The sequence below is a fragment of the Achromobacter pulmonis genome (assembly GCF_002885955.2).
Taxonomy (GTDB): Bacteria; Pseudomonadota; Gammaproteobacteria; order Burkholderiales; family Burkholderiaceae_B; genus Achromobacter; species Achromobacter pulmonis_A.
In genome coordinates, this window is record NZ_POQS01000001.1 from 905686 (window position 1) to 925533 (window position 19848).

21 protein-coding genes are annotated in these 19848 nt (G+C 68.9%); 18 read left to right on the forward strand and 3 right to left on the reverse strand.

Going from position 1 to position 19848, the window contains the following annotated elements:
* Nucleotides 1-2: 2 nt before the first annotated feature.
* Nucleotides 3-740, reverse strand: a complete 738-nt coding sequence (locus C1I89_RS04165; RefSeq protein ID WP_168202132.1) for an N-acetylmuramoyl-L-alanine amidase — start codon at nucleotides 738-740, stop codon at nucleotides 3-5.
* 201 nt (nucleotides 741-941) lie between these two features.
* Between C1I89_RS04165 and C1I89_RS04170 the strand changes: the two genes are divergently transcribed.
* Both C1I89_RS04170 and C1I89_RS33960 read left to right on the forward strand, forming a co-directional pair.
* Nucleotides 942-1724, forward strand: a complete 783-nt coding sequence (locus C1I89_RS04170) for a hypothetical protein (RefSeq protein WP_181390880.1) — start codon at nucleotides 942-944, stop codon at nucleotides 1722-1724.
* Nucleotides 1717-2631 (forward strand): hypothetical protein, encoded by a 915-nt coding sequence (locus C1I89_RS33960; RefSeq protein WP_146196866.1) that lies wholly within the window; start codon nucleotides 1717-1719, stop codon nucleotides 2629-2631. Before C1I89_RS04170 ends, C1I89_RS33960 begins: the two co-directional genes overlap by 8 nt.
* Before the next feature lie 9 nt (nucleotides 2632-2640).
* On the opposite strand, the gene C1I89_RS04180 is transcribed toward C1I89_RS33960, so the two are convergent.
* Complete coding sequence (locus tag C1I89_RS04180) at nucleotides 2641-3549, reverse strand: LysR family transcriptional regulator (RefSeq protein ID WP_102771499.1); 909 nt, start codon at nucleotides 3547-3549, stop codon at nucleotides 2641-2643.
* Between the two features lie 107 nt (nucleotides 3550-3656).
* Here C1I89_RS04180 and C1I89_RS04185 point away from each other — a divergent pair, with 107 nt between their 5' ends.
* The 16 genes from C1I89_RS04185 to ccmI all read left to right on the forward strand — a co-directional run bounded on the left by C1I89_RS04185 (nucleotide 3657) and on the right by ccmI (nucleotide 16642).
* Nucleotides 3657-4619, forward strand: coding sequence for a 3-hydroxyacyl-CoA dehydrogenase family protein (locus C1I89_RS04185; protein ID WP_102771500.1), 963 nt, complete (start codon nucleotides 3657-3659; stop codon nucleotides 4617-4619).
* Nucleotides 4616-5470, forward strand: a complete 855-nt coding sequence (locus tag C1I89_RS04190) for a 3-keto-5-aminohexanoate cleavage protein (protein ID WP_102771501.1) — start codon at nucleotides 4616-4618, stop codon at nucleotides 5468-5470. The genes C1I89_RS04185 and C1I89_RS04190 overlap by 4 nt, the downstream gene beginning before the upstream one ends.
* Before the next feature lie 132 nt (nucleotides 5471-5602).
* Entirely contained in the window at nucleotides 5603-5761 is a 159-nt protein-coding gene (gene napE, locus C1I89_RS04195; protein ID WP_042793085.1) for a periplasmic nitrate reductase, NapE protein, read from the forward strand.
* A 23-nt stretch (nucleotides 5762-5784) separates the two neighbouring features.
* Nucleotides 5785-6102, forward strand: a complete 318-nt coding sequence (locus C1I89_RS04200) for a chaperone NapD (RefSeq protein ID WP_102771502.1) — start codon at nucleotides 5785-5787, stop codon at nucleotides 6100-6102.
* On the forward strand, nucleotides 6086-8581 hold the full coding sequence (gene napA, locus C1I89_RS04205) for a periplasmic nitrate reductase subunit alpha (RefSeq protein WP_102771503.1): 2496 nt from the start codon (nucleotides 6086-6088) through the stop codon (nucleotides 8579-8581). Before C1I89_RS04200 ends, napA begins: the two co-directional genes overlap by 17 nt.
* A 20-nt stretch (nucleotides 8582-8601) precedes the next feature.
* Complete coding sequence (locus C1I89_RS04210) at nucleotides 8602-9078, forward strand: nitrate reductase cytochrome c-type subunit (protein ID WP_102771504.1); 477 nt, start codon at nucleotides 8602-8604, stop codon at nucleotides 9076-9078.
* 16 nt (nucleotides 9079-9094) lie between these two features.
* Nucleotides 9095-9730, forward strand: coding sequence for a cytochrome c3 family protein (locus C1I89_RS04215; protein WP_102771505.1), 636 nt, complete (start codon nucleotides 9095-9097; stop codon nucleotides 9728-9730).
* On the forward strand, nucleotides 9717-10391 hold the full coding sequence (ccmA, locus tag C1I89_RS04220; protein WP_102771506.1) for a heme ABC exporter ATP-binding protein CcmA: 675 nt from the start codon (nucleotides 9717-9719) through the stop codon (nucleotides 10389-10391). Before C1I89_RS04215 ends, ccmA begins: the two co-directional genes overlap by 14 nt.
* Nucleotides 10357-11022, forward strand: a complete 666-nt coding sequence (ccmB, locus tag C1I89_RS04225) for a heme exporter protein CcmB (protein WP_102771507.1) — start codon at nucleotides 10357-10359, stop codon at nucleotides 11020-11022. Before ccmA ends, ccmB begins: the two co-directional genes overlap by 35 nt.
* Before the next feature lie 4 nt (nucleotides 11023-11026).
* Nucleotides 11027-11794 carry a heme ABC transporter permease CcmC gene (gene ccmC, locus C1I89_RS04230; RefSeq protein ID WP_102771508.1) on the forward strand — a complete coding sequence of 256 codons (768 nt, stop codon included), beginning with the start codon at nucleotides 11027-11029 and terminating at the stop codon, nucleotides 11792-11794.
* Entirely contained in the window at nucleotides 11791-11955 is a 165-nt protein-coding gene (gene ccmD / locus C1I89_RS04235; protein ID WP_102771509.1) for a heme exporter protein CcmD, read from the forward strand. Before ccmC ends, ccmD begins: the two co-directional genes overlap by 4 nt.
* The gene (ccmE, locus tag C1I89_RS04240; RefSeq protein ID WP_102771510.1) at nucleotides 11952-12407 is read left to right on the forward strand and encodes a cytochrome c maturation protein CcmE; all 456 of its coding nucleotides are present in this window, start codon (nucleotides 11952-11954) and stop codon (nucleotides 12405-12407) included. Before ccmD ends, ccmE begins: the two co-directional genes overlap by 4 nt.
* A complete protein-coding gene (locus C1I89_RS04245; RefSeq protein ID WP_102771511.1) occupies nucleotides 12404-14401 on the forward strand; it encodes a heme lyase CcmF/NrfE family subunit in 1998 nt (665 codons plus the stop codon). Before ccmE ends, C1I89_RS04245 begins: the two co-directional genes overlap by 4 nt.
* Entirely contained in the window at nucleotides 14401-14922 is a 522-nt protein-coding gene (locus C1I89_RS04250; protein ID WP_102771512.1) for a DsbE family thiol:disulfide interchange protein, read from the forward strand. The genes C1I89_RS04245 and C1I89_RS04250 overlap by 1 nt, the downstream gene beginning before the upstream one ends.
* Nucleotides 14919-15389: a cytochrome c-type biogenesis protein gene (locus tag C1I89_RS04255; protein ID WP_102771513.1), complete on the forward strand. Its 471-nt coding sequence runs from the start codon at nucleotides 14919-14921 to the stop codon at nucleotides 15387-15389. Before C1I89_RS04250 ends, C1I89_RS04255 begins: the two co-directional genes overlap by 4 nt.
* A complete protein-coding gene (gene ccmI, locus C1I89_RS04260; protein WP_102771514.1) occupies nucleotides 15386-16642 on the forward strand; it encodes a c-type cytochrome biogenesis protein CcmI in 1257 nt (418 codons plus the stop codon). The genes C1I89_RS04255 and ccmI overlap by 4 nt, the downstream gene beginning before the upstream one ends.
* Before the next feature lie 2 nt (nucleotides 16643-16644).
* Here ccmI and C1I89_RS04265 read toward each other — a convergent pair whose 3' ends face one another.
* Nucleotides 16645-19833 (reverse strand): tetrathionate reductase subunit A, encoded by a 3189-nt coding sequence (locus C1I89_RS04265; protein ID WP_102771515.1) that lies wholly within the window; start codon nucleotides 19831-19833, stop codon nucleotides 16645-16647.
* Nucleotides 19834-19848 lie beyond the last annotated feature (15 nt).

A 19848-nucleotide genomic window follows, 5' to 3' on the forward strand; every position in this document is an offset into this window, starting at 1 on the left:
GGTCAATCGTGTATGCGCGACCAATCGAACCCCCGCGCCGGGTCCCATCCGAATCGGCCGATCGGATTGACGTCTTCATGGCCGACGACGAAGCCCTTTTTGTTGGGGATTCCGTACTTGCCGCAAAGCAGGACGACCAGCTTGCGCAACGATGCGTACATGGCATCGGGATAGACGGAAGGGTCCGCGTTCACCGAGCCGACGCCCAGGGTTTCGATGCCGATGGAGTAGTTGTTCGGGTCCGGATCGTTCTCGAAATTGACCGGCTTGTCGGTCGCCCAGCGCTCGTTGAAGTACCGGAAACTGTCCCAGGCGCCGCCGTCCGGCTGCGCAACGAAAACCGCCTCGGTCTTGTCCCAGACGGGGTTCAAATCGCCATCCAGATAAATGGACCCCGGCGGGTAATTCTTGTACCAGGAGAAGTACTTCAGGTACTTCTGCCATTCCTTGCCGCCCTTTTTGTACAAGGACGCGGTGCTTTTATCTATGCCTGAATGGTAGGCGCGGCCCGCATCGGGCACGAACTGGAAAAGCCCGCCGTCGCTGTGAACCAGATAGTGCGAGCTGACCGATTTCGGCGCGGTGAACGTCCTGCGGACCGAAGAAAAATCCTTGGTTCCCGTGACGTGAATGACGATATGGGTGGGAACCTTGTCCCGGGGTCTTCTCGCATTGGAATTGTTCGTTTTTATTCTGTTGTCCGGCGGTACGAGGGCATTCCATTCTTGATCGGGTTTCACGATGGCCTCACTGGTCCGGCGCCCTCGCCGCAGTGGCGGCATCGCCGCTGCCCGGAAGCGCTGCCGGCAACTTTCCCCGATTCAGCCGTTGTTCAGCCATACCTCAAATTGGGTATGCGGAACTGCGGGAAGCGCTCGCATAATCCGACGGCGCGCTACCCGTCCGAGACGTCCGTGCAGCATCACACCGGAGTTGCGATCATGAAGATTCCAAAGTGTGTGGATCGACCAAGGTTCATCCGTGCGTTTTCGCTAGGCGGCCGGATGATTGCCGCTGTGCTTTCGTTCTTTTGGGCGTCCGCCGTCATGGCAGAAGCCTGTCCGGACGGAGACGCGAGCCTGGTGCAGGTGCGTAACGTCATCAATGATCTGGGAAAGAACAATCAGGCGCCGGCAGCGGCGGATTGCGGCTTTGCCTGGGCAGAGAACATGAATTTCGACGACGTGGCGCTGACGGACAAGGTGCTGATCAACTTCTTCCTCGAGGCAGCCGATCTCAATAGAAGAGCCTATCGCAAGCGTGCTGCCGCGAAGCTTGATCAGAGTGCCGCCAACTATCTGGACAACGAGATCGCCCTGCGAAGGCAATTCGTCGAGCAAGTCCTCAAAGCCGATCCCGAAATCCAGAACTATCAGCCACTGCGGCGCGCCACGACCATACATCTGTCCGCCATGACCAAGGCCTACGTGGATAGAAAAAAATATTCCGAGATGGCCGACTATCTATCGCGAACACCTACAAGCATTATTGACTCCGAAGCTGTACGCGCCTGGCTGCAGGCGGTCTCTTCCTGCGACAAATTCGATGGAGATTCCAACATAAATCTGTGCGCGGTCGAGAATAAGCGGGTCTGCCAGAAGAAGATTTCCGCCTTCCTTTCGTCAGTTGACGAAATGACAACCCGGACCTTCCCGCCCACAACAGGCCGGGAAATCGCCGGCCTGCGGCGCCTTACCGCGGATGGAGGATGCTTAAATGATTAAGGTATCCAGATGTGCGGGTCTCGTCGGGATGGTTATTTTCTTGATTTCGATACCGGCGCAAGCCCTTGACCCCGGTGACAAGCAGCCGCTCGAAGTCAAAAATGAGAAGCAGCCGCTGGAAGTCAGTGCCACCGGCGACCCGACGAACCGGGTTGGCAGCCCGGTACTCATCAACCTTACGTTCAAGAACATAAGTTCCAGCCAGCAAATAATAACCAACGCCACCATAACGATAGACGCCTCCGCAAACAGTCGCTTCAATGGGGAAATGTCCTGCAATCTCGACGGATTCGGCGAAGTGGAGTTGAAGTCGGGAGAGACATACAGCCAGAACTGCCGGTTTCCGGTAATCCCCAAGCAGCGCGGCACCGATGAAGGGGCTGGCCGGCCGGCTTCTACTGACGGCGGGTGGATTTACCCGTCCTGGTACGACCGCTTGTTCAGCGCCAATCTCCGGCTGTCGGTAAACCTGACGCTTCAAAACACCGCATCCGGCGATCCCCAGGTCTCATCCGCGAACTTCCGGTTTTTCCCGATGGTTCCAGTCCAGGCCAGCGAAATCAGCATCTTCATCGGCGGCGCGGTCGGCGCCATGCTGCTGGCGATATTCGTCTGGGTGGAGCGCCTGCTCCAGAATCCCCGGGTACGCGAGCGATGGATTCGGAATCTCTTCGTGACCGCGCTGACGGGCCTGCGCGGCGCGCTGCTGTCGGCCATCGCGCTTTTGCTGGGACAGACGACGCAGGGGATCGGCTCGCCCGTGGTGCTGACCGTCACGGACTTCAGCGGCGGCGTGCTGATAGGCTTGTTTTCCTATCCGCTTGCAGCCTGGATCTCTTCGACGCTGAAACTCGATGGCGAGTTTTTCGGCGCTGCAAGCAAGGAAAAACCCGGCGCCATCAGCTAAGCCATTCCGCTACCGCCACTCTCCCGCCAGATAATCCTTCAACACCCGCACCAGCGCCGCGGCCGCTGGCGACAGGCTGCGGTTGCGCGAGGTGACCAGGCCGATGGAGCGTTCCGCCACCGGACCGATGAGCGGGCGCTGCACGATGCCGTTCTGGGCCACGGCGCCGGCGGCGATTTCGGGCAGCGCGGCGACGCCGAAGCCGCATTCGACCATGGCCACGATGGTGGTCAGGTGTTCGGCCTCGAACGCGGGCGTGAAGCGGATGCGGTTCTGCAGAAAAGCCCATTCGGTGTACTGGCGCACGCTGCTGGGCTGCACCATGGAGACGTGGGCGGCGTCGGCGCTGTCGGCCCAGCGCAGCGGGCCGCGCGCGCGAGCCAGCGGATGGGTCTCGGGGATCAGCAGCAGGAAGCTGTCGGACATCAGCGGTTCGTAGTGCAGGTCGGCGTGCTGGGGGTCGGCCGCCGTCAGCGCGAAGTCCACTTCGCCGGCGCGCACCAGGTCGAAGGCCGGCCCCGACAGCGTGTCGCGCACCTTGAGGGCGACCCGCGGGTGGGCCTGGCGGTAGGCCATGAGCACCCGCGGCAGCAGGCGCGCGGCGACCGAGGGCAAGGCGGCCACCGAGACCTGCCCTTGCTCGGCGTTGACGATGCCGCTGACCGCGGCCACGGCGTCGCGAAACGCCACCTGCAGGCTGGCGGCCTGCTGCATGAAGACTTCGCCGGCCGCGGTGAGCCGGACCGTGCGCGTGGTGCGGTCGAACAGGCGCACGCCGAGCGCGTCCTCGATGCGCTGGATCTGCGTGGACAGGGCCGACTGCGACAGGTGCAGCTGCGCCGCCGCCTGGCGGAAATTGAGCGTGCGGCCCAGCACCAGCGTGGTGTCGATGTCGCGCATCGAGAGATTGATCTGCATGGGTCTACATTGATCTAATTTGAAGATCATTCTATCCAAAAAATCTGATTCATCAATCAAAGCGGCTTCTCTACACTCGGCTCCAACTTAGAAACAAGGAGCTATGCATGCAGACGGACGCGAAAGCGCTGCCCAATCCGGGCGCGGCGCACGCGGTGGTGGTGGGCGGTGGGACCATGGGCGCGGACGTCGCCGTGGTGCTGACCCGCGCCTCGTGCCGCACGACGGTGATCGAATCGAACGCGGAGCGCGCCGCCGGCGTGCCGGCGCGCGTGGCCGCCAATCTGGAAGCCATCGGCCGCCAGCAGAACGCGGCGCTGGTGGCCACGGCGCCGGACCTGGACGCGGTGGACTGGTCCGGCGTGGACCTGGTCATCGAGTGCATCCCCGAGCGCCTGGACATCAAGCAGGCCCTGTTCGCGGAACTGGAGCGGCGCGCGCGGCCGGACGCCATCCTGGCCAGCAACAGCTCCAGCTTTCCGATCAGCGCGATCGGCCAGGGGCTGGCGAGCCAGGGCCGCATGCTGGGCCTGCACTTTTTCATGCCGGCGCACCTGGTGCCGCTGGTCGAGGTGGTGCTGGGCGCGGGCAGCGACGGCGCTTGCGCGGACGCGCTGATCGCCTTCATGCGGCGTTGCGGCAGCGTGCCGGTGAAGGTGGCCCAGGACCTGCCGGGCTTTCTGGCCAACCGGCTGCAGCACGCGCTGTCGCGCGAGGCCTTCGACCTGATCGACCGCGGCATCGCGTCGCCGGAAGACGTGGACGCGGCGGTGCGCTTCGGCTTCGGCTTCCGCTTCCTGGCCGCCGGGCCGGTGATGCAGCGCGACCACGCGGGCATCGACGTGCACGCCGCGGCCGGCGCCACCATGTACCCCACGTTCTGCAACGCCGACCGGCCCGCGTGCTGCCTGACCGAGCGCGCCCAGGACGGCCGCCACGGCATGAAGGCCGGCCAGGGCTTCTACGCCTGGACGCCCGAGACCATCGCGGCCGAGCGCGAGCGCTACGACCGCCTGCTGCGCGCCGGCCTGGACCTGATGGCGCCCGAACTGCCGGAGATCCAGCCATGAACGCAGCCGCCCTGCCGCGCGCGGCGCTGGCCGATACGCCGGCCATCATCACCGTGGCGCCCAACGGCGCCTATAAGAAAGCCGCCGACCATCCCGCCGTGCCGCTGACGGCCGAGGCCCTGGCGCGCGAGGCCCGCGCCTGCCTGGACGCGGGCGCGGCCATGATGCACATGCACGTGCGCAAGCCCGACGGCAGCCATCTGCTGTGCGCCGACGCCTACCGCGAGGCGCTGGCGGCGGTTCGGCGCGCGGTCGGCGACGAGCTGCTGGTGCAGGTGACCAGCGAGGCGGCCGGCGTCTACAAGGCGGCCGAACAGATCGCCGTGGTGCGCGAGCTGCAGCCCGAGGCGGTTTCCATCGGGCTGCGCGAAATCGCCGTGCCGGACATTCCGGAAACGGAGCTGGCGGCCTTCCTGGCCTGGCTGGCCGAGCGCCGCATCATGACGCAGATCATCCTGTATGACGAAGGCGACGTGCGGCGCTGGCTGGCCCTGCGCCAGCGCGGGCTGGTGCCGCCCGGCGCCTGGTCGGTGCTGTTCGTGCTGGGCCGCTACAGCGCGGGCCAGACTTCATCGGCCTACGACCTGCTGCCGTTCCTGTCGGCGTACGACCATTCCCTGCCCTGGGCCGTCTGCGCCTTCGGCCCCGAGGAAAACGCCTGCGTCACGACGGCGGCGGCGTTCGGCGGCCATATGCGCGTGGGCTTCGAGAACAACCTGAAGCTGCGCGACGGCAGCGTGGCGCCCGGCAACGCGGCGCTGGTCGCGCAGGCCGCCGAAGGCGCGCGCGCGCTGGGCCGGCCGCTGGCCGACGCGGCCGCCGCGCGCCGCATCTACGGACAAGTGCGCTGAAGCCCGCGCCGGCGACGAGCCGGCGCCCGCGCAACACCGCGGCGCAACATTGACGCCCCGCAAGGGCATCTGCTAAAAACTGCGACATCCGCACGTTAAACGCAATGCCCCAACGTCGTAGCGAGGTGGTGTGTGCAAAACGAGTCTGATGGCTACACAAAGCCGCAGGAGCTACGCAGTTTCCTGTTCCTGACGGCAGTCATGGCCCCCGTCCTGTCGGTCATTATCGTGGCGGGTTACGGTTTCCTCGTCTGGTTCTATCAGCTGTTCGCCGGCCCGCCCGGCAGCTGACCAGACGCGACGGAACCGCTCCCATGTCCGCGCTCCCCCAATCCGCGCCCCCTGCGGCGCCGCCAGAGCTGCACATCGCCAGCATGGTGGTGCACGCGGCGCCCCCGCGCATCAACGAAGTCCGTGCCGCGATCCTCGGGATCGCCAGCGCGGAAATCCATGCCGCTTCCGATACCGGGAAACTGGTGGTCACGCTGGAAGCTCCCTCCACCGACGACATGATGGCGCGGATATCGGAAATCCAGCGCCTCGATGGCGTACTGGCCTCGGCGCTGGTCTACCAGCATTCCGACACGCTGGACGCGATGAACGAGGAGATTGACGATGGCAATGGCTCGTAGGGACTTCATCAAGCAATCCGCCGCCGCGGCGGCCGCCACCGTCGCCGGCATTCCCATCGTCGGCTACACGCAGAACATCGTCACCGAATCCGAGGCCGCCAAGCTCAAGTGGTCCAAGGCGCCCTGTAGGTTCTGCGGGACCGGCTGCGGCGTGAACGTCGCCGTGAAGGACAACCAGGTCGTGGCCACGCACGGCGATTTCAACGCCGAGGTCAACAAGGGCCTGAACTGCGTCAAGGGCTACTTCCTGTCCAAGATCATGTATGGCAACGACCGGCTGACCCAGCCGCTGTTGCGCATGAAGGACGGCAAGTACGCCAAGGACGGCGAGTTCGCGCCGGTGTCCTGGGACCAGGCCTTCGACGTGATGGCCGAACAGTTCAAGCGCGTGCTCAAGGACAAGGGCCCGGAGGCTGTGGGCATGTTCGGCTCGGGGCAATGGACCGTCTGGGAAGGCTATGCCGCGCTCAAGCTGATGAAGGCGGGCTTTCGCTCCAACAACCTGGACCCGAACGCGCGCCACTGCATGGCCTCTGCCGCGGTGGGCTTCATGCGCACCTTCGGCGCCGACGAGCCCATGGGCTGCTACGACGACATCGAGAACGCCGACGCCTTCGTGCTGTGGGGCTCGAACATGGCGGAGATGCACCCCATCCTGTGGACCCGCGTCACCGACCGCCGCCTGTCCGCGCCCAAGACCAAGGTGGCGGTGCTCTCCACCTTCGAGCACCGTTCGTACGAGCTGGCCGACCTGACGCTGACCTTCACCCCGCAGACCGACCTGGCGATCCTGAACTACATCGCCAACTACATCATCGAAACCAAGCGGGTGAACCGGGACTTCGTCGATAAGCACACGGTGTTCCACCAGGGCAACGCGGACATCGGCTACGGGCTGCGCCCCGACCATCCGCTGCAGAAAGCCGCCAAGAACGCCGACAAGGCCGGTGGCTCGCACCCCATCACCTTCGAGGAATTCGCCAAGTTCGTCTCCAAGTACGACCTGGACTACACCTCCAAGCTGAGCGGCGTGCCCAAGAAGCAGCTGCAGGACCTGGCCGAGCTCTACGCCGATCCCAAGGTGCGCGTGACCTCGTTCTGGACCATGGGCTTCAACCAGCATACGCGCGGCGTGTGGGCCAACAACATGGTCTACAACATCCACCTGCTGACGGGCAAGATCTCCACGCCGGGCAACAGCCCGTTCTCGCTGACCGGCCAGCCCTCGGCCTGTGGCACGGCGCGCGAAGTGGGCACCTTCTCGCACCGCCTGCCGGCCGACCTGGTGGTGACCAATCCCAAGCACCGGGCCCATGCCGAAGCACTGTGGCAGCTGCCCGACGGCACCATACCCAGCAAGGTGGGCGCGCACGCGGTGCTGCAGAACCGCATGCTCAAGGACGGCCAGATCAACGCCTACTGGGTGATGGTCAACAACAATATGCAGGCCGCCGCCAACCTGATGAACGAAGGCCTGCCGGGCTACCGCAACCCCGAGAACTTCATCGTGGTGTCGGACGCCTACCCCACGGTCACGACCATCTCCGCCGACCTGATCCTGCCGGCGGCCATGTGGGTCGAGAAGGAAGGCGCCTATGGCAACGCTGAGCGCCGCACCCAGTTCTGGCACCAGCTGGTCAACGCGCCCGGCCAGGCGCGCTCCGACCTGTGGCAGCTGATGGAGTTCTCCAAGCGCTTCAAGGTCGAGGAGGTCTGGCCCGCCGACCTGCTGGCCAAGAAGCCCGAATACCGCGACAAGACGCTGTTCGACGTGCTGTTCGCCAATGGCAAGGTCAACCGCTACCCCAACACCGAGCGCGCCAAGGACTACGCCAACCAGGAATCGGACGCCTTCGGTTTCTATGTGCAGAAGGGCCTGTTCGAGGAATACGCCGAATTCGGCCGCGGCCATGGCCACGACCTGGCGCCGTTCGACACCTATCACGAAGTGCGCGGGCTGCGCTGGCCCGTGGTCAAGGGCAAGGAGACCCTGTGGCGCTACCGCGAAGGCAGCGACCCCTATGTGAAGCCGGGCGCCGGCTTCGAGTTCTACGGCAATCCGGACGGCCGCGCGGTGATCTATGCCCTGCCCTATGAGCCGCCGGCGGAGTCGCCCGACAAGGAATATCCGTTCTGGCTGTCGACCGGGCGGGTGCTGGAGCACTGGCATTCCGGCTCCATGACGCGGCGCGTGCCGGAGCTGTACAAGGCCTTTCCCAACGCGGTCTGTTTCATGCATCCGGACGACGCCCAGGAGATGGGCCTGCGCCGCGGCGTCGAGGTCGAGATCGTGTCGCGCCGCGGCAAGATGCGCACGCGCCTGGAGACCCGCGGACGCGACAAGCCGCCGCGCGGCCTGGTGTTCGTGCCCTGGTTCGACGCCAGCCAGCTGATCAACAAGGTCACGCTGGACGCCACCGACCCCATCTCGTTCCAGACCGACTTCAAGAAGTGCGCGGTCAAGATCGTCAAGGTCTGAAAGGCGAACCGGAGACAGCCATGAAGCTACGCGCCCTCACCCTCACCTTGTGCGCCGTCCTCGCCACCGCCGCCTGGGCCGCGCCGCCGCTGGAACTGGAAGACCCGATGCGCGGGCCGACGCCGGTCGCCCAGGAGACCGATCCGCCGCTCATCAGCCCGATCGAGAACAAGGACATCAAGCGGATGCGCACGTATTCGATGCAGCCGCCCACCATCCCGCACAAGATCGACGGCTACCAGATCGACAAGAACTTCAACCGCTGCCTGGCCTGTCACGCGCGCGTCAACACCGAGGAGACCCAGGCGCCGCCGCTGAGCGTGACCCACTACATGGACCGCGACAGCAACGTGCTGGCCGAGGTGTCGCCGCGCCGCTACTTCTGTGTGCAATGCCACGTGCCGCAGGCCGAGGCCAAGCCGCTGGTGAGCAACACCTACCAGGACATAGACGTGATCCTCAAGCGCCTGACGGCTCCGGCGTCCGACAAGAAGTAAGGCGCGGGAGGCTGCCATGGTCAAACTCATCAAGCGCTACTGGAACATCGTCCGCCGGCCCAGCGTGCATTTCAGCCTGGGCTTCCTGACGGTGGGCGGGTTCATCGGCGGCATCCTGTTCTGGGGCGCCTTCAACACCGCCATGGAGCTCACCAACACCGAGAAGTTCTGCACCGGCTGCCACGAGATGCGCGACAACGTATACGCCGAGCTCAAGGGCACCATCCACTTCACCAACCGCTCGGGCGTGCGGGCGCTGTGCTCGGACTGCCACGTCCCGCACAACTGGACCGACAAGATCGCGCGCAAGATGCAGGCCTCCAAGGAGGTGTGGGGCAAGATCTTCGGCACCATCGACACGCGCGAGAAGTTCGTCGACAAGCGGCTCGAACTGGCGCAGCACGAATGGGCGCGCTTCAAGGCCAACGATTCGCTGGAATGCCGCAACTGCCACAATTACGACTACATGGACTTCACGCGCCAGAGCGTGCGCGCGCAGAACATGCATTCCACCTATCTGGCCGACAAGAGCAAGACCTGCATCGACTGCCACAAGGGCATCGCCCACCAGTTGCCCAACATGGGGCCGGGCGGCGCTTCGATGGGGGCCGCGCCGGAGGCGGGCAAAGAGGTCGCGCGTGCGGCCCGCTGACGCGCCGCCGCCCATGCTGGGCGCGCGCGGCCTGGTCGGCCGCCGCGGCGGCGCGGCGCCGGTGGATTTCGAGCTGTACGCCGGCCAGCTGCTGCACGTACGCGGCGCCAACGGCAGCGGCAAGACGAGCCTGCTGCGCACCCTGGCCGGGCTGCTGCGCCCGCAGGCCGGCAGCGTGCTGTGGCGCGGCGCCGACGCGCGCCGCGACCTGCCGGCGTACCACGCCGGCATGGCGTTCCTGGCGCATGGCAATGGCCTGTGCGCCGAACTGACCGCGGCCGAGAACCTGCGCTACGCGCTGCACGTCGCCGGCACGCCGCAGGCGGCGCCGCGCATTGCCGAGACCCTGCGCGGCTGGCGCCTGGAGCGCTGCGCCGACGTGCCCGCCCGGCGCCTGTCCCAGGGGCAGAGCCGGCGGCTGGCGCTCGCGGCCATCGTGCTGGGCGCCAAGCCGCTGTGGCTGCTGGACGAGCCCGACGCCGGCCTGGACGCGCCCAGCCTGGCGCAGCTGCACGCCGCGCTGCAAGCCCATCTGGCCGCCGGCGGCGCGGCCGTGGTGGCCTCGCACCGCGAGCCGGGCACGGCCGCGGCGCAAACCCAAACCCTGGACATGGATGACTACGCGGATGCTGGGCACGCTGTCGCAGTTGGCGTTACGTGAGATCCGGCAGGCCTGGAGACGGCCGGCGGATACGCTGGGCGCCACCCTGTTTTTCGTCGTGGCGGGCTCGATGTTCCCGCTGGCGGTAGGACCCGACCCGGCGCTGCTGGCGGCCATCGGGCCGGGCGTGCTGTGGGTCTGCGCACTGCTCGGCGTGCTGCTGACCCTGAACCGCCCCTTCGCGCAGGATTACGAGAACGGCGCGCTGGAACAGCTGCTGGTGTCGCCGCATCCGCTGCCGCTGCTGGTGGGCGCCAAGCTGGCCGCACACTGGTTCAGCAGCTGCCTGCCGCTGATCCTGGCCAGCCCGGTGCTGGCCCTGCAGTTCGGCCTGCCGCCACAGGCCATCGGCATCCTGGCGCTGTCGCTGCTGCTGGGCACGCCCACGCTGGCGCTGGTGGGCGGACTGGGCGCGGCGCTGACGCTGGGCCTGCGCGGCGGCGCGCTGCTGCCCCTGCTGGTGCTGCCCCTGTACGTGCCGGTGCTGATCTTCGGGGCCGGCGCGGTGTCGGCCGCCCATGACGGCATGGGCGCCGGCCCGCAGCTGTCGCTGCTGGGCGCGGGCCTGTGCCTGGCCATACTGCTGTGCCCCTGGAGCGCCTCGGCGGCGCTGCGCGTGGCGCTGGACTGACGCCATGCAGAATCCGCCCCTCAACTCATATCCCGCCGCCGGCGCGTCCTGGCTGCGCTACGCCTCGCCGGCGCTGTTCTACCCGCTGGCCGGACGGCTGATTCCGTGGCTGGCGCTGGCCGCGGCGCTGCTGGGCGGCGCCGGGCTGGTCGTGGGCCTGGCCGTGGCCCCCACCGACAGCCAGCAGGGCGAGGTCTACCGCATCCTGTTCATCCACGTGGCGGCGGCCTGGATGTCCATGTTCCTGTACCTGGTGATGGCGCTGTACGCGGCGCTGGGCCTGGTCTTCAACACCCGCCTGTCGTTCATGATGATGCGGGCGCTGGCGCCCACCGGCGCGCTGTTCACCTTCCTGACGCTGTGGACCGGCGCGCTGTGGGGCAAGCCGACCTGGGGCACGTGGTGGGTCTGGGACGCGCGCCTTACGTCCGAGCTGATCCTGCTGTTCCTGTACCTGGGCTTCATGGCGCTGCAGGCCGCCTGCGACGACGCCCAGCGCGCCGACCGCGGCGGCGCCATCCTGCTGCTGGCCGGCGTGATCAACGTGCCCATCATCTATTTCTCGGTGCGCTGGTGGAACACCCTGCACCAGGGCGCTTCCATCAACCTGACCGCCGCGCCCAGCATGGCCGGCATCATGGTCACCGCGATGCTGCTGATGGTGGCCGCGTTCTGGCTCTACAGCGCGGCGGCCGGGCTGGCGCGCGTGCGCGGCATCATCGCCGAGCGCGAGCCGGCCGCCATCGGGCGCGCCGCGCGGGAGGCGCGATGAGCTGGGACGCGCTGTTCTCGATGCAGGGCCACGGCCCTTACCTGCTGGGCGCCTACGGCGTGACGCTGGCGCTGATCGGCGTCGAAGCGTTCGTGCTGTGGCGCCGCGCCCGCGCCCGGCGCGCGGCGCGGCAGGCGCAACCCGGCGGAGGTCGCCCATGAGCCCGCGCAAGCGCCGCGCCCTGGCGATCGCCGGCGGCCTGGGGCTGCTGGCCCTGGCCGCCGCGCTGGTGCTCAATGCGCTGCAATCGAACCTGGTGTTCTTCTTCAGCCCGACCCAGGTGGTGGCCAGGGAAGCGCCGGCCAGCGGCAGCTTCCGCGTGGGCGGCCTGGTCGAACAGGGGTCGCTGCGGCGCGAGGCCGATGGCCTGACGCTGAGCTTCGTGGTGACGGACACCGCGCACACCGTGCCGGTGAGCTACCAGGGGCTGCTGCCGGACCTTTTCCGCGAGGGCAAGGGCGTGGTGGTGGCCGGCAAGCTCGGCGCCGACGGCGTGTTCCGCGCCACCGAGGTGCTGGCCAAGCACGACGAGAACTACATGCCGCCCGAAGCGGCCGACGCCATCAAGCGCGCCGGCGCCGCGCCCGCCCATCTGATGCGGGAGGCGCAATGATTCCGGAGATCGGCCTGTTCAGCCTGATCCTGGCGCTGCTGGCGGCGCTGGCCCAGGGCATACTGCCGCTGGTGGGCGCGGCCACCGGCTGGCAGGCCGGGCTGCGGGTGGCGCGGCCGGCCGCCGTCGGGCAGTTCGGCCTGACCACGGTGGCCTTCTGCTGCCTGGCCTGGGCCTTCGTGGACAACGATTTCTCGGTGCTGTACGTGGCCGCCAATTCCCATGCCGACCTGCCCGCCGGCTACCGGTTCGCGGCGGTATGGGGCGGGCACGAGGGATCGCTGCTGCTGTGGCTGTACCTGCTGACCGCCTGGACGCTGGCGGTGGCCATGTGCAGCCGCCGGCTGCCGCTGCCTTTCGTGGGACGGGTGCTGGCCGTGATGGGCTGGATCAGCGTGGGCTTTCTGCTGTTCCTGCTGTTCCTGTCCAATCCGTTCGAACGCCTGATGCCGCCGGCCATGGCCGGGCGCGACCTGAATCCGCTGCTGCAGGACCCGGGCATGATCGTGCATCCGCCCATGCTGTACATGGGCTATGTCGGCTTTTCCGTGGCCTTCGCCTTCGCCATCGCGGCGCTGCTGTCCGGCGAGCTGGACGCGATGTGGGCGCGCTGGGTGCGGCCGTGGACGCTGGCGGCCTGGACCTTCCTGACCGTAGGCATTCTGCTGGGCAGCGCCTGGGCCTACTACGTGCTGGGCTGGGGCGGCTGGTGGTTCTGGGACCCGGTGGAAAACGCCTCGTTCATGCCCTGGCTGGCCGGCACTGCCCTGATCCATTCGCTGATCGTGACCGAGCGCCGCGGCGCCTTCCGCAGCTGGACGGTGCTGCTGGCCATCTGCGCCTTCTCGCTCAGCATCCTGGGCACCTTCCTGGTGCGCTCGGGCGTGCTGACCTCGGTTCACGCCTTCGCGGTCGACCCGGGCCGCGGCCTGTACATACTCGGGTTCATGACCCTGATCGTGGGCGGCTCGCTGACGCTGTATGCCTGGCGCGCGCCCACGGTGGGCCTGGGCGGCGGCTTCGCCCTGCTGTCGCGGGAATCGCTGCTGCTGTCGAACAACGTGGTGCTGACGGTGGCGGCCGGCTCGGTGCTGCTGGGCACGCTGTATCCGGTGGTGCTGGACGTGCTGGAGTGGGGCAAGATCTCCATCGGCCCGCCCTACTTCGAGGCCGTGTTCGTGCCGCTGATGACGCCGGCCATCTTCCTCATGGGCGTGGGGCCGGTGGCGCGCTGGAAGCAGGCGGAACTGCCGGACCTGGGCCGGCGCCTGCGCGCGGCCTTCGCCGTCAGCGTGGCCACCGCCGTGCTGCTACCGCTGGCCATGCCCGGCCCGGCGCGGCTGGGCTCGCCCATGGTGATACTGGGGCTGTGGCTGGCGGCATGGTCGGTGGCCAGCGCCGCCGCCCATGCCTGGCAGCGCCTGACCGACGGCGACGGCCACTGGCTGCGCCGCCTGGGGCGCCAGCCGCGCGCCTGGTATGGCATGCTGCTGGCCCACGCCGGCGTGGGCATATTCATCGCCGGCGTCACGCTGGCCAACGGCTACGAGGTCAAGCAGGAACTGCGGCTGGCGCTGGGCGAGACGCGCGAGGCCGGCGGCTACCGCTTCACCTTCGCCGGCCTGGGGCCGGCCGCCGGCCCCAACTACAGCGCGCAGCGCGCGGTCTTCACGGTGACGCGCGACGGCAGGCCGGTGACCACGCTCTATCCGGAAAAGCGTCTCTACACCGTGCAGGACATGGCGCTCAGCCAGGCCGACATCGACAGCGGCTTTACCCGCGACCTCTTCGTGGCGCTGGGCGAACCGGTGGGCGATCAGGCCTGGACGGTGCGCCTGCAGGTCAAGCCTTTCATGACCTGGATCTGGTCGGGCTGCATCCTGATGGCGCTGGGCGGGCTGCTGGCGGCCGGCGACAAGCGCTACCGCCGCGCGCTGGAGGCGCAGGCGCGCATGCCCGCGCCGGTGGCCGCGCCCACCCGGGAGGGCGCCTGATGCTGCGTTACCTGCTGCCGCTGGCCGCTTTCCTGGCGATGGCCGTGTTCCTGGCGATGGGGCTGTCGCGCGATCCGCGCGCGGTGCCCTCGGTCCTGATAGACAAGCCGGCCCCGGCCATCGGCCTGCCGGTGCTGCTGGCGCCGGACCGGAAACTGGACGTGCAGGCGCTGCGCGGGCAGGTCTGGCTGCTGAACGTGTGGGCGTCGTGGTGCGGCCCCTGCCGCGACGAACTGCCGGTGCTGCGCGAGGTCTCGCAGCGCCACGGCATCCCCCTGTACGGCCTGAACTACAAGGACAAGCCGGACGACGCCACCGCCTGGCTGGCGCGCAACGGCAACCCGTACATCGCCTCGGCCAGCGACGCCGACGGCCGCATCGGCATCGAGTACGGCGTGTACGGCGTGCCGGAGACTTTCGTGATCGACAAGCAAGGACGCATCCGCTACAGGCAGCTCGGCCTCATCACGCCCGAGATCTGGAGCGCCCGCATGCTGCCCGTGATCGAGGCGCTGCAATGAAGGCGGCGGCCATGCTCGCGGCGCTGGCGCTGGTCCTGGCGCAGGCGCAGGCGCAGGCCCAGGTCCAGGCCCCGGCAGCGGCCGCGCCGGCGCTGTCGGCCGAACAGGAGCAGCGCGCCGACAAGCTGGCGCACGGCCTGCGCTGCCTGGTGTGCCAGAACCAGACCCTGGCCGAATCCAACGCGCCGCTGGCGCAGGACATGCGCGACCTGATCCGCGGCCAGCTGGCCGCCGGCAGGACCGATGCGCAGATCATGCGTTTCTTCGAGGAGCGCTACGGCGACTTCGTGCGCTACGACCCGCCGTTCAAGCCGATCACCTGGCTGTTGTGGCTGGGCCCGTTCGCGCTGCTGGCGCTGGGCTTCGCCGTGCTGCTGCGCACGCTCAGGCGCCGCGCCGGCGCGCGCGCGCCGCTGACCGCCGACGAGCGCGAACGCGCCGCCCGTTTCCTGGACACCGGCTCATGACCGCGCTCTGGATTGCCGTGCTCGTGCTGCTGCTGGCGACCCTGCTCTGCCTGATCCCGCCGCTGCTGCGCCGCGCGCCGGCGGCGCAGGCCGCCGAGGCCAGTGTGCGCGCCTTTTACCTGGCGCAGCGCGAGCAGCTGGAGCGCGACCTGAAGAACGGCAGTCTCAGCCCCGAGGCCCGGGCCCGCGCCGAAGAGGAACTGCAGCGCGACCTGCTGCAGGACCTGGCGCTGCGCCGCAGCCGCGCCGCGCCGTGGGCCGGCCAGCGCGCCGGCGTGGCGGCCGCCTGCCTGCTGAGCGTGCTGATTCCGGTGGCGGCGGTGCTGCTTTACGGCCAGCTGGGCAATCCGCGCGCGGCGGCCAGCGCGGCCGCGGTCGTGGCCGCCGCCGAGCCGCACGCGGGCGCCTCCAACGACGATATGGCGATGGCGATCAACGCGCTGGCCCGGCGCCTGCGGTCCGCCCCCGACGACCCCGACGGCTGGTATGTGCTGGCGCGCTCTTACGAAACCCTGGGACGCTACAGCGACGCGGTGGCCGCCTACCGGCAGGTGCTGCGCCTGGCGCCGGACCAGCCGGCGGTGCTGGCCGACCTGGCCGACGCGCTGCTGTCGGCCAACCAGGGCGCGCCTGACGCGGAATCGATCGCCGCCGTCGCGCAGGCCCTGGCGGCCCAGCCCGACCAGCCCAAGGCCCTGGCCTTGGCCGGCATGATGGCGCTGCGCCGCGGCGACGCGGCCGAGGCGCTGGCGCACTGGGAGCGCCTGCAGGCGCGGCTGCCGCCCGACTCGGAAGCGGCGCGCCAGATCCAATCGAATATCGCGCAGGCGCGCGCCATGGCGACGGGTTCGCCGCCGGCCGCGGCCGCCAAGGGCGCGGCGCCGAACGCGGCCGCCGCGGCCACGGCCAAGGCCCGCATCAGCGGACGCGCCCGCATCGCCGATGCGCTGCGCGCGCAGGTCCAGCCCACCGATACCGTATTCATCCTGGCGCGGCCGGAGGACGGCCCGCGCATGCCGCTGGCGATCCTGCAGATGCAGGTCTCCGACCTGCCGCGCGATTTCGTGCTCGACGACAGCAGCGCGATGTCGCCGCAGGCGACCCTGTCGGGCGCCAGCAAGGTGCGCGTGGAGATCCGGGTAAGCCGCGCGGGCGCGGCGGCCGCCCGGCCCGGAGACCTGGGCGGCGCGCTGGCCGGCGTGGCCGTGCCCAGCGACGGCGTCGACCTGGTGGCCGATACCGTCGTGCGCTAGCGTCAGGCGCGCTCGATGCGGGCCGGCAGGCCCTGGCGCACCGCCGCGCCCGAGACCCAGTCGATCCAGACGTTGGCGTGCGCGCCGCGCGTGGCGTCGCCGAAGCCCAGGTCGTTCAGGTTCACGCCCGCGCTCAGCGCCGGATCGTGCGGCATGGGCTTGCCGTCCACGATATGCGCGCGCACGCCCAGCTCGGTATGGCCGTAGCCGTGCTCGATGCCGACCGCGCCCGGCTGGATGCCGTCGCGCAGCAGCGCCAGCCCGGTGACCGCGCCACCCGGCGTCACGATGCGCACCGGATCGCCGTTGCGCAGGCCCAGGCGCTCGCCGTCCTGGCGGTTGATCGACACCGGGTTGTGCGGATGCACCTGGCGCAGGCGGCTCACGCCGATGGACATGGAGCTCATCAGGTTGGACTTGAACGAGCTGAGCAGGAACGGCCATTCCTGCCTACCGTATTCGGCGCGCATGTCGCGGCCGTCGGCCAGGCGCGTCGGATACCAAGTCGGACAGCCGCTGTAGCGCTCGCCGGTGAGCGAATGGTGAAAGCCCGCCAGCTCCTCGCTCCAGACCGTCAGCGGCTTGGCATAGGCCGCGCGCAGGCGGCGCGCGGCGCCCTCGCCGACCCAGGCGTCCTCCATCTTGTCGAAGCGGCCGCCGCGGCTCATCAGCATCGCGACCTGGCGCCACTCGCCCGGCTTGAGCTTTTGCTGCAGCAGGTCCTTGTAGCGGTCCACGCCGGTCAGCGCCATGTCTTCGTCGCTGGCCTCGGGCACCGGGCGGCCCGCGGCGAACGCGATATTGGCCATGCCGCGCAGGAAGAAGTCCTCGGGCGTGTCCAGCGCATACTTGCCGCCCTCCTTGTCCGAGATCGCGCCGGCGCCGAAGCCCGGCATGTCCAGCCGCTTGGCGCAGGCGATCAGGAAGGTCTCCAGGCACACCGGCTCGCCGCCGGCCGTACGCGCCACGCGCGGCTGCACGGCCGGCCAGCGCACGGTGGAGGCCTTGGCCACCACGTCGGCCCACGGCGCCGACACGCCCCAGCTTTCGTAGGTCACGGTGTCGGGCACGATATAGTCGGCCAGCGCGTTGGTTTCGTTGATGAAGGGATTGATCGACACCGACAGCGGCAGCAGGCGCGGGTCTTTCAGCTTGTCGGCCACGACGTTGCGGAAGCCGGCGACGCCGTAGACCGGGTTGCCCATGTGGTTGAACCAGACCTTGGCGCGGTACGGATAGCCCGCCAGCGCGGAGGCCAGCATCTCGGAGCTGAGCCCGCCAGTGGCCGGATACCAGGGCGCTTCGGCCGGATAGACGGGCTGGCCGGCGGCCTGCTTGCGCTTGAATTCGCTGGACTTCTCGTACGGGAAGCGGTTGCGCGACAGCGGCACGCCCTTGGGCGCGGCGCGGTTGGCGAAGCCGGCGATGTTGTAGCGCGGCCCCGGGCCGTAGGGCGGGAACGGGCCGCCGTCCAGCAGCAGGCCGCCCTCCACGTTCAGGTTGCCCACCAGCGTGTTGAGCATGGCGATGGCGTACGCGGTATAGAAGCCCGCGCCGCTCATGGTGCCGCCGTGCGCGTCGGCCACGGCCTGCTTGCCGTGGCTGGTGAAGCGCTCGGCCAGCGAGGCGATCTTCGCGGCCGGCACGCCGCTCAGTTCGGCATACTCGTCCAGCGTCTTGCGGCGCGCTTCCTCGCGCAGCAGCGACAGCGAGGAGCGCACGCGCAGCGACTGCGGCGCGCCCTGCATGCCGGGCGCGGCCACGGCCTGGTCCACGAACAGCGCGGCCGGCACGGCCGAGGTGTGCGGCGCCAGCGTGCCGTCTTCCAGGCGCACCACGTACACGTCTTCCCACTTCTCGTCGGCGTCGGCCGGACGCGGCCAGCCCAGGTCGGCGCCGCGCAGGAAACTGCCCTGGCGCGGATGGCCTGCTTCGGCCACGACCAGGTGGGTGGCGTTGGTCCAGGCCGCCTCGCCGGCGGCCTGCATGGCGGCCGGGCCGGGCTGCGACAGCATGCGGGCGTCGAAGCGTTCGTGCTCCAGCATCCAGCGGATCATGCCCATCACCAGCGCCAGGTCGCCGGCCGGGTTGACCGGCAGCCACTCGTTGCCCGTTCCGGCCGACAGGCTGGAGGACGCGGGCAGCATGGGCGAGACGACCACATACGAGAAGCCGCTTTCTTCCGGACGCACGCGGGCCTCGGCCAGCTGGCGCGCCTGGCGCTGGAACGGGTTGCCGGCCTGCGCCGGCGAGGTGCCGATGAACAGGCCGAAGCGCGCGTGGTCCCAGTCCGGCTTGCCATGCGGCATGCCCTTCAGGTCGCCGAGCGCGGCGCCCGCGCCCACGCGGAAGCTCTGGCCGCAGTACGAGCCGTGATTGCTGACGTTGACCGTGCCGAACGATTGCGCGGCGAAGCGCTGGATCAGCGGCGTGCGGCCTTCGTTGCCGGCATCGGTGAACAGGAGCTGGTTGACCTTGGCGCCGTATTCCGGGTTCTGCGGGTCCAGCGGCGTCTCGCGGTCGTAGATGGCGCGCAGCCCGTCCACATGGCCTTCGCCGAACAGGTCGCCGCCTTCGCAGACCTCCTGCACCAGCTGCTCGAAGGAGATGGTCTGCCACTTGCCCGCGCCGCGCGGGCCGACCCGCTTGAGCGGCTGCAATACGCGGTAGGGGCTTTCCAGCTGCTCCAGCATGGACGAGCCGCGCGCGCAGGAAGTGGCCCGCCCTTCCAGTCCGTTGTCGCCGCCCAGCTGCGCGTAGACGTCGCGCACCGGCGTCTCCATCGCGGCCGGCTGGGTGGTGGCCAGCGGATGGTAGGGGTTGCCCGCCACCCGCAGGATGCGGTTTTGCTCGGTGTCGACGCGCAGCCGCACGCCGCACTGGGTCCAGCAGCCCAGGCAGCTGGAAGGGCTGACGGTCTGGCCCGGCTGGGCGCTCAGCGCGCCGGTCAGCGGGTCGATGCGGAACTCCGGGGTCAGCGAATTGCCGCGCACGGCGTGCGCCGTGGGCGCGCCGGCCGTGCCCTGCGCCAGTCCCTTGACCGCGCGCGCCACGGTTTCGCCGTAGCCGGCCGCGAAGGCCGCCATGCCGCCGGCGACCAGGCCGCCGCGCACCATCAGTTTGCGCCGCGCTTCGTCGCGCGGCTGCTCCGGCGCTGCGCCAGGCTTGTCGTCTTTGTGTTGCTTGTCCATTGCTTCGTCTTCCAG

What these genes read in the sequence shown, in the direction of transcription:
- C1I89_RS04200 (WP_102771502.1), top strand. Translation starts at nt 5,785, where the DNA reads ATGTCCGCGCTCCCCCAATCCGCGCCCCCTGCGGCGCCGCCAGAGCTG.
- ccmC (WP_102771508.1), top strand. Translation starts at nt 11,027, where the DNA reads ATGCAGAATCCGCCCCTCAACTCATATCCCGCCGCCGGCGCGTCCTGG.
- napA (WP_102771503.1), top strand. Translation starts at nt 6,086, where the DNA reads ATGGCAATGGCTCGTAGGGACTTCATCAAGCAATCCGCCGCCGCGGCG.
- ccmB (WP_102771507.1), top strand. Translation starts at nt 10,357, where the DNA reads ATGCTGGGCACGCTGTCGCAGTTGGCGTTACGTGAGATCCGGCAGGCC.
- C1I89_RS04185 (WP_102771500.1), top strand. Translation starts at nt 3,657, where the DNA reads ATGCAGACGGACGCGAAAGCGCTGCCCAATCCGGGCGCGGCGCACGCG.
- C1I89_RS04215 (WP_102771505.1), top strand. Translation starts at nt 9,095, where the DNA reads ATGGTCAAACTCATCAAGCGCTACTGGAACATCGTCCGCCGGCCCAGC.
- ccmE (WP_102771510.1), top strand. Translation starts at nt 11,952, where the DNA reads ATGAGCCCGCGCAAGCGCCGCGCCCTGGCGATCGCCGGCGGCCTGGGG.
- C1I89_RS04170 (WP_181390880.1), top strand. Translation starts at nt 942, where the DNA reads ATGAAGATTCCAAAGTGTGTGGATCGACCAAGGTTCATCCGTGCGTTT.
- C1I89_RS04250 (WP_102771512.1), top strand. Translation starts at nt 14,401, where the DNA reads ATGCTGCGTTACCTGCTGCCGCTGGCCGCTTTCCTGGCGATGGCCGTG.
- C1I89_RS04190 (WP_102771501.1), top strand. Translation starts at nt 4,616, where the DNA reads ATGAACGCAGCCGCCCTGCCGCGCGCGGCGCTGGCCGATACGCCGGCC.
- C1I89_RS04265 (WP_102771515.1), bottom strand. Translation starts at nt 19,833, where the DNA reads ATGGACAAGCAACACAAAGACGACAAGCCTGGCGCAGCGCCGGAGCAG.
- C1I89_RS33960 (WP_146196866.1), top strand. Translation starts at nt 1,717, where the DNA reads ATGATTAAGGTATCCAGATGTGCGGGTCTCGTCGGGATGGTTATTTTC.
- ccmI (WP_102771514.1), top strand. Translation starts at nt 15,386, where the DNA reads ATGACCGCGCTCTGGATTGCCGTGCTCGTGCTGCTGCTGGCGACCCTG.
- C1I89_RS04245 (WP_102771511.1), top strand. Translation starts at nt 12,404, where the DNA reads ATGATTCCGGAGATCGGCCTGTTCAGCCTGATCCTGGCGCTGCTGGCG.
- C1I89_RS04210 (WP_102771504.1), top strand. Translation starts at nt 8,602, where the DNA reads ATGAAGCTACGCGCCCTCACCCTCACCTTGTGCGCCGTCCTCGCCACC.
- ccmD (WP_102771509.1), top strand. Translation starts at nt 11,791, where the DNA reads ATGAGCTGGGACGCGCTGTTCTCGATGCAGGGCCACGGCCCTTACCTG.
- C1I89_RS04255 (WP_102771513.1), top strand. Translation starts at nt 14,919, where the DNA reads ATGAAGGCGGCGGCCATGCTCGCGGCGCTGGCGCTGGTCCTGGCGCAG.
- C1I89_RS04180 (WP_102771499.1), bottom strand. Translation starts at nt 3,549, where the DNA reads ATGCAGATCAATCTCTCGATGCGCGACATCGACACCACGCTGGTGCTG.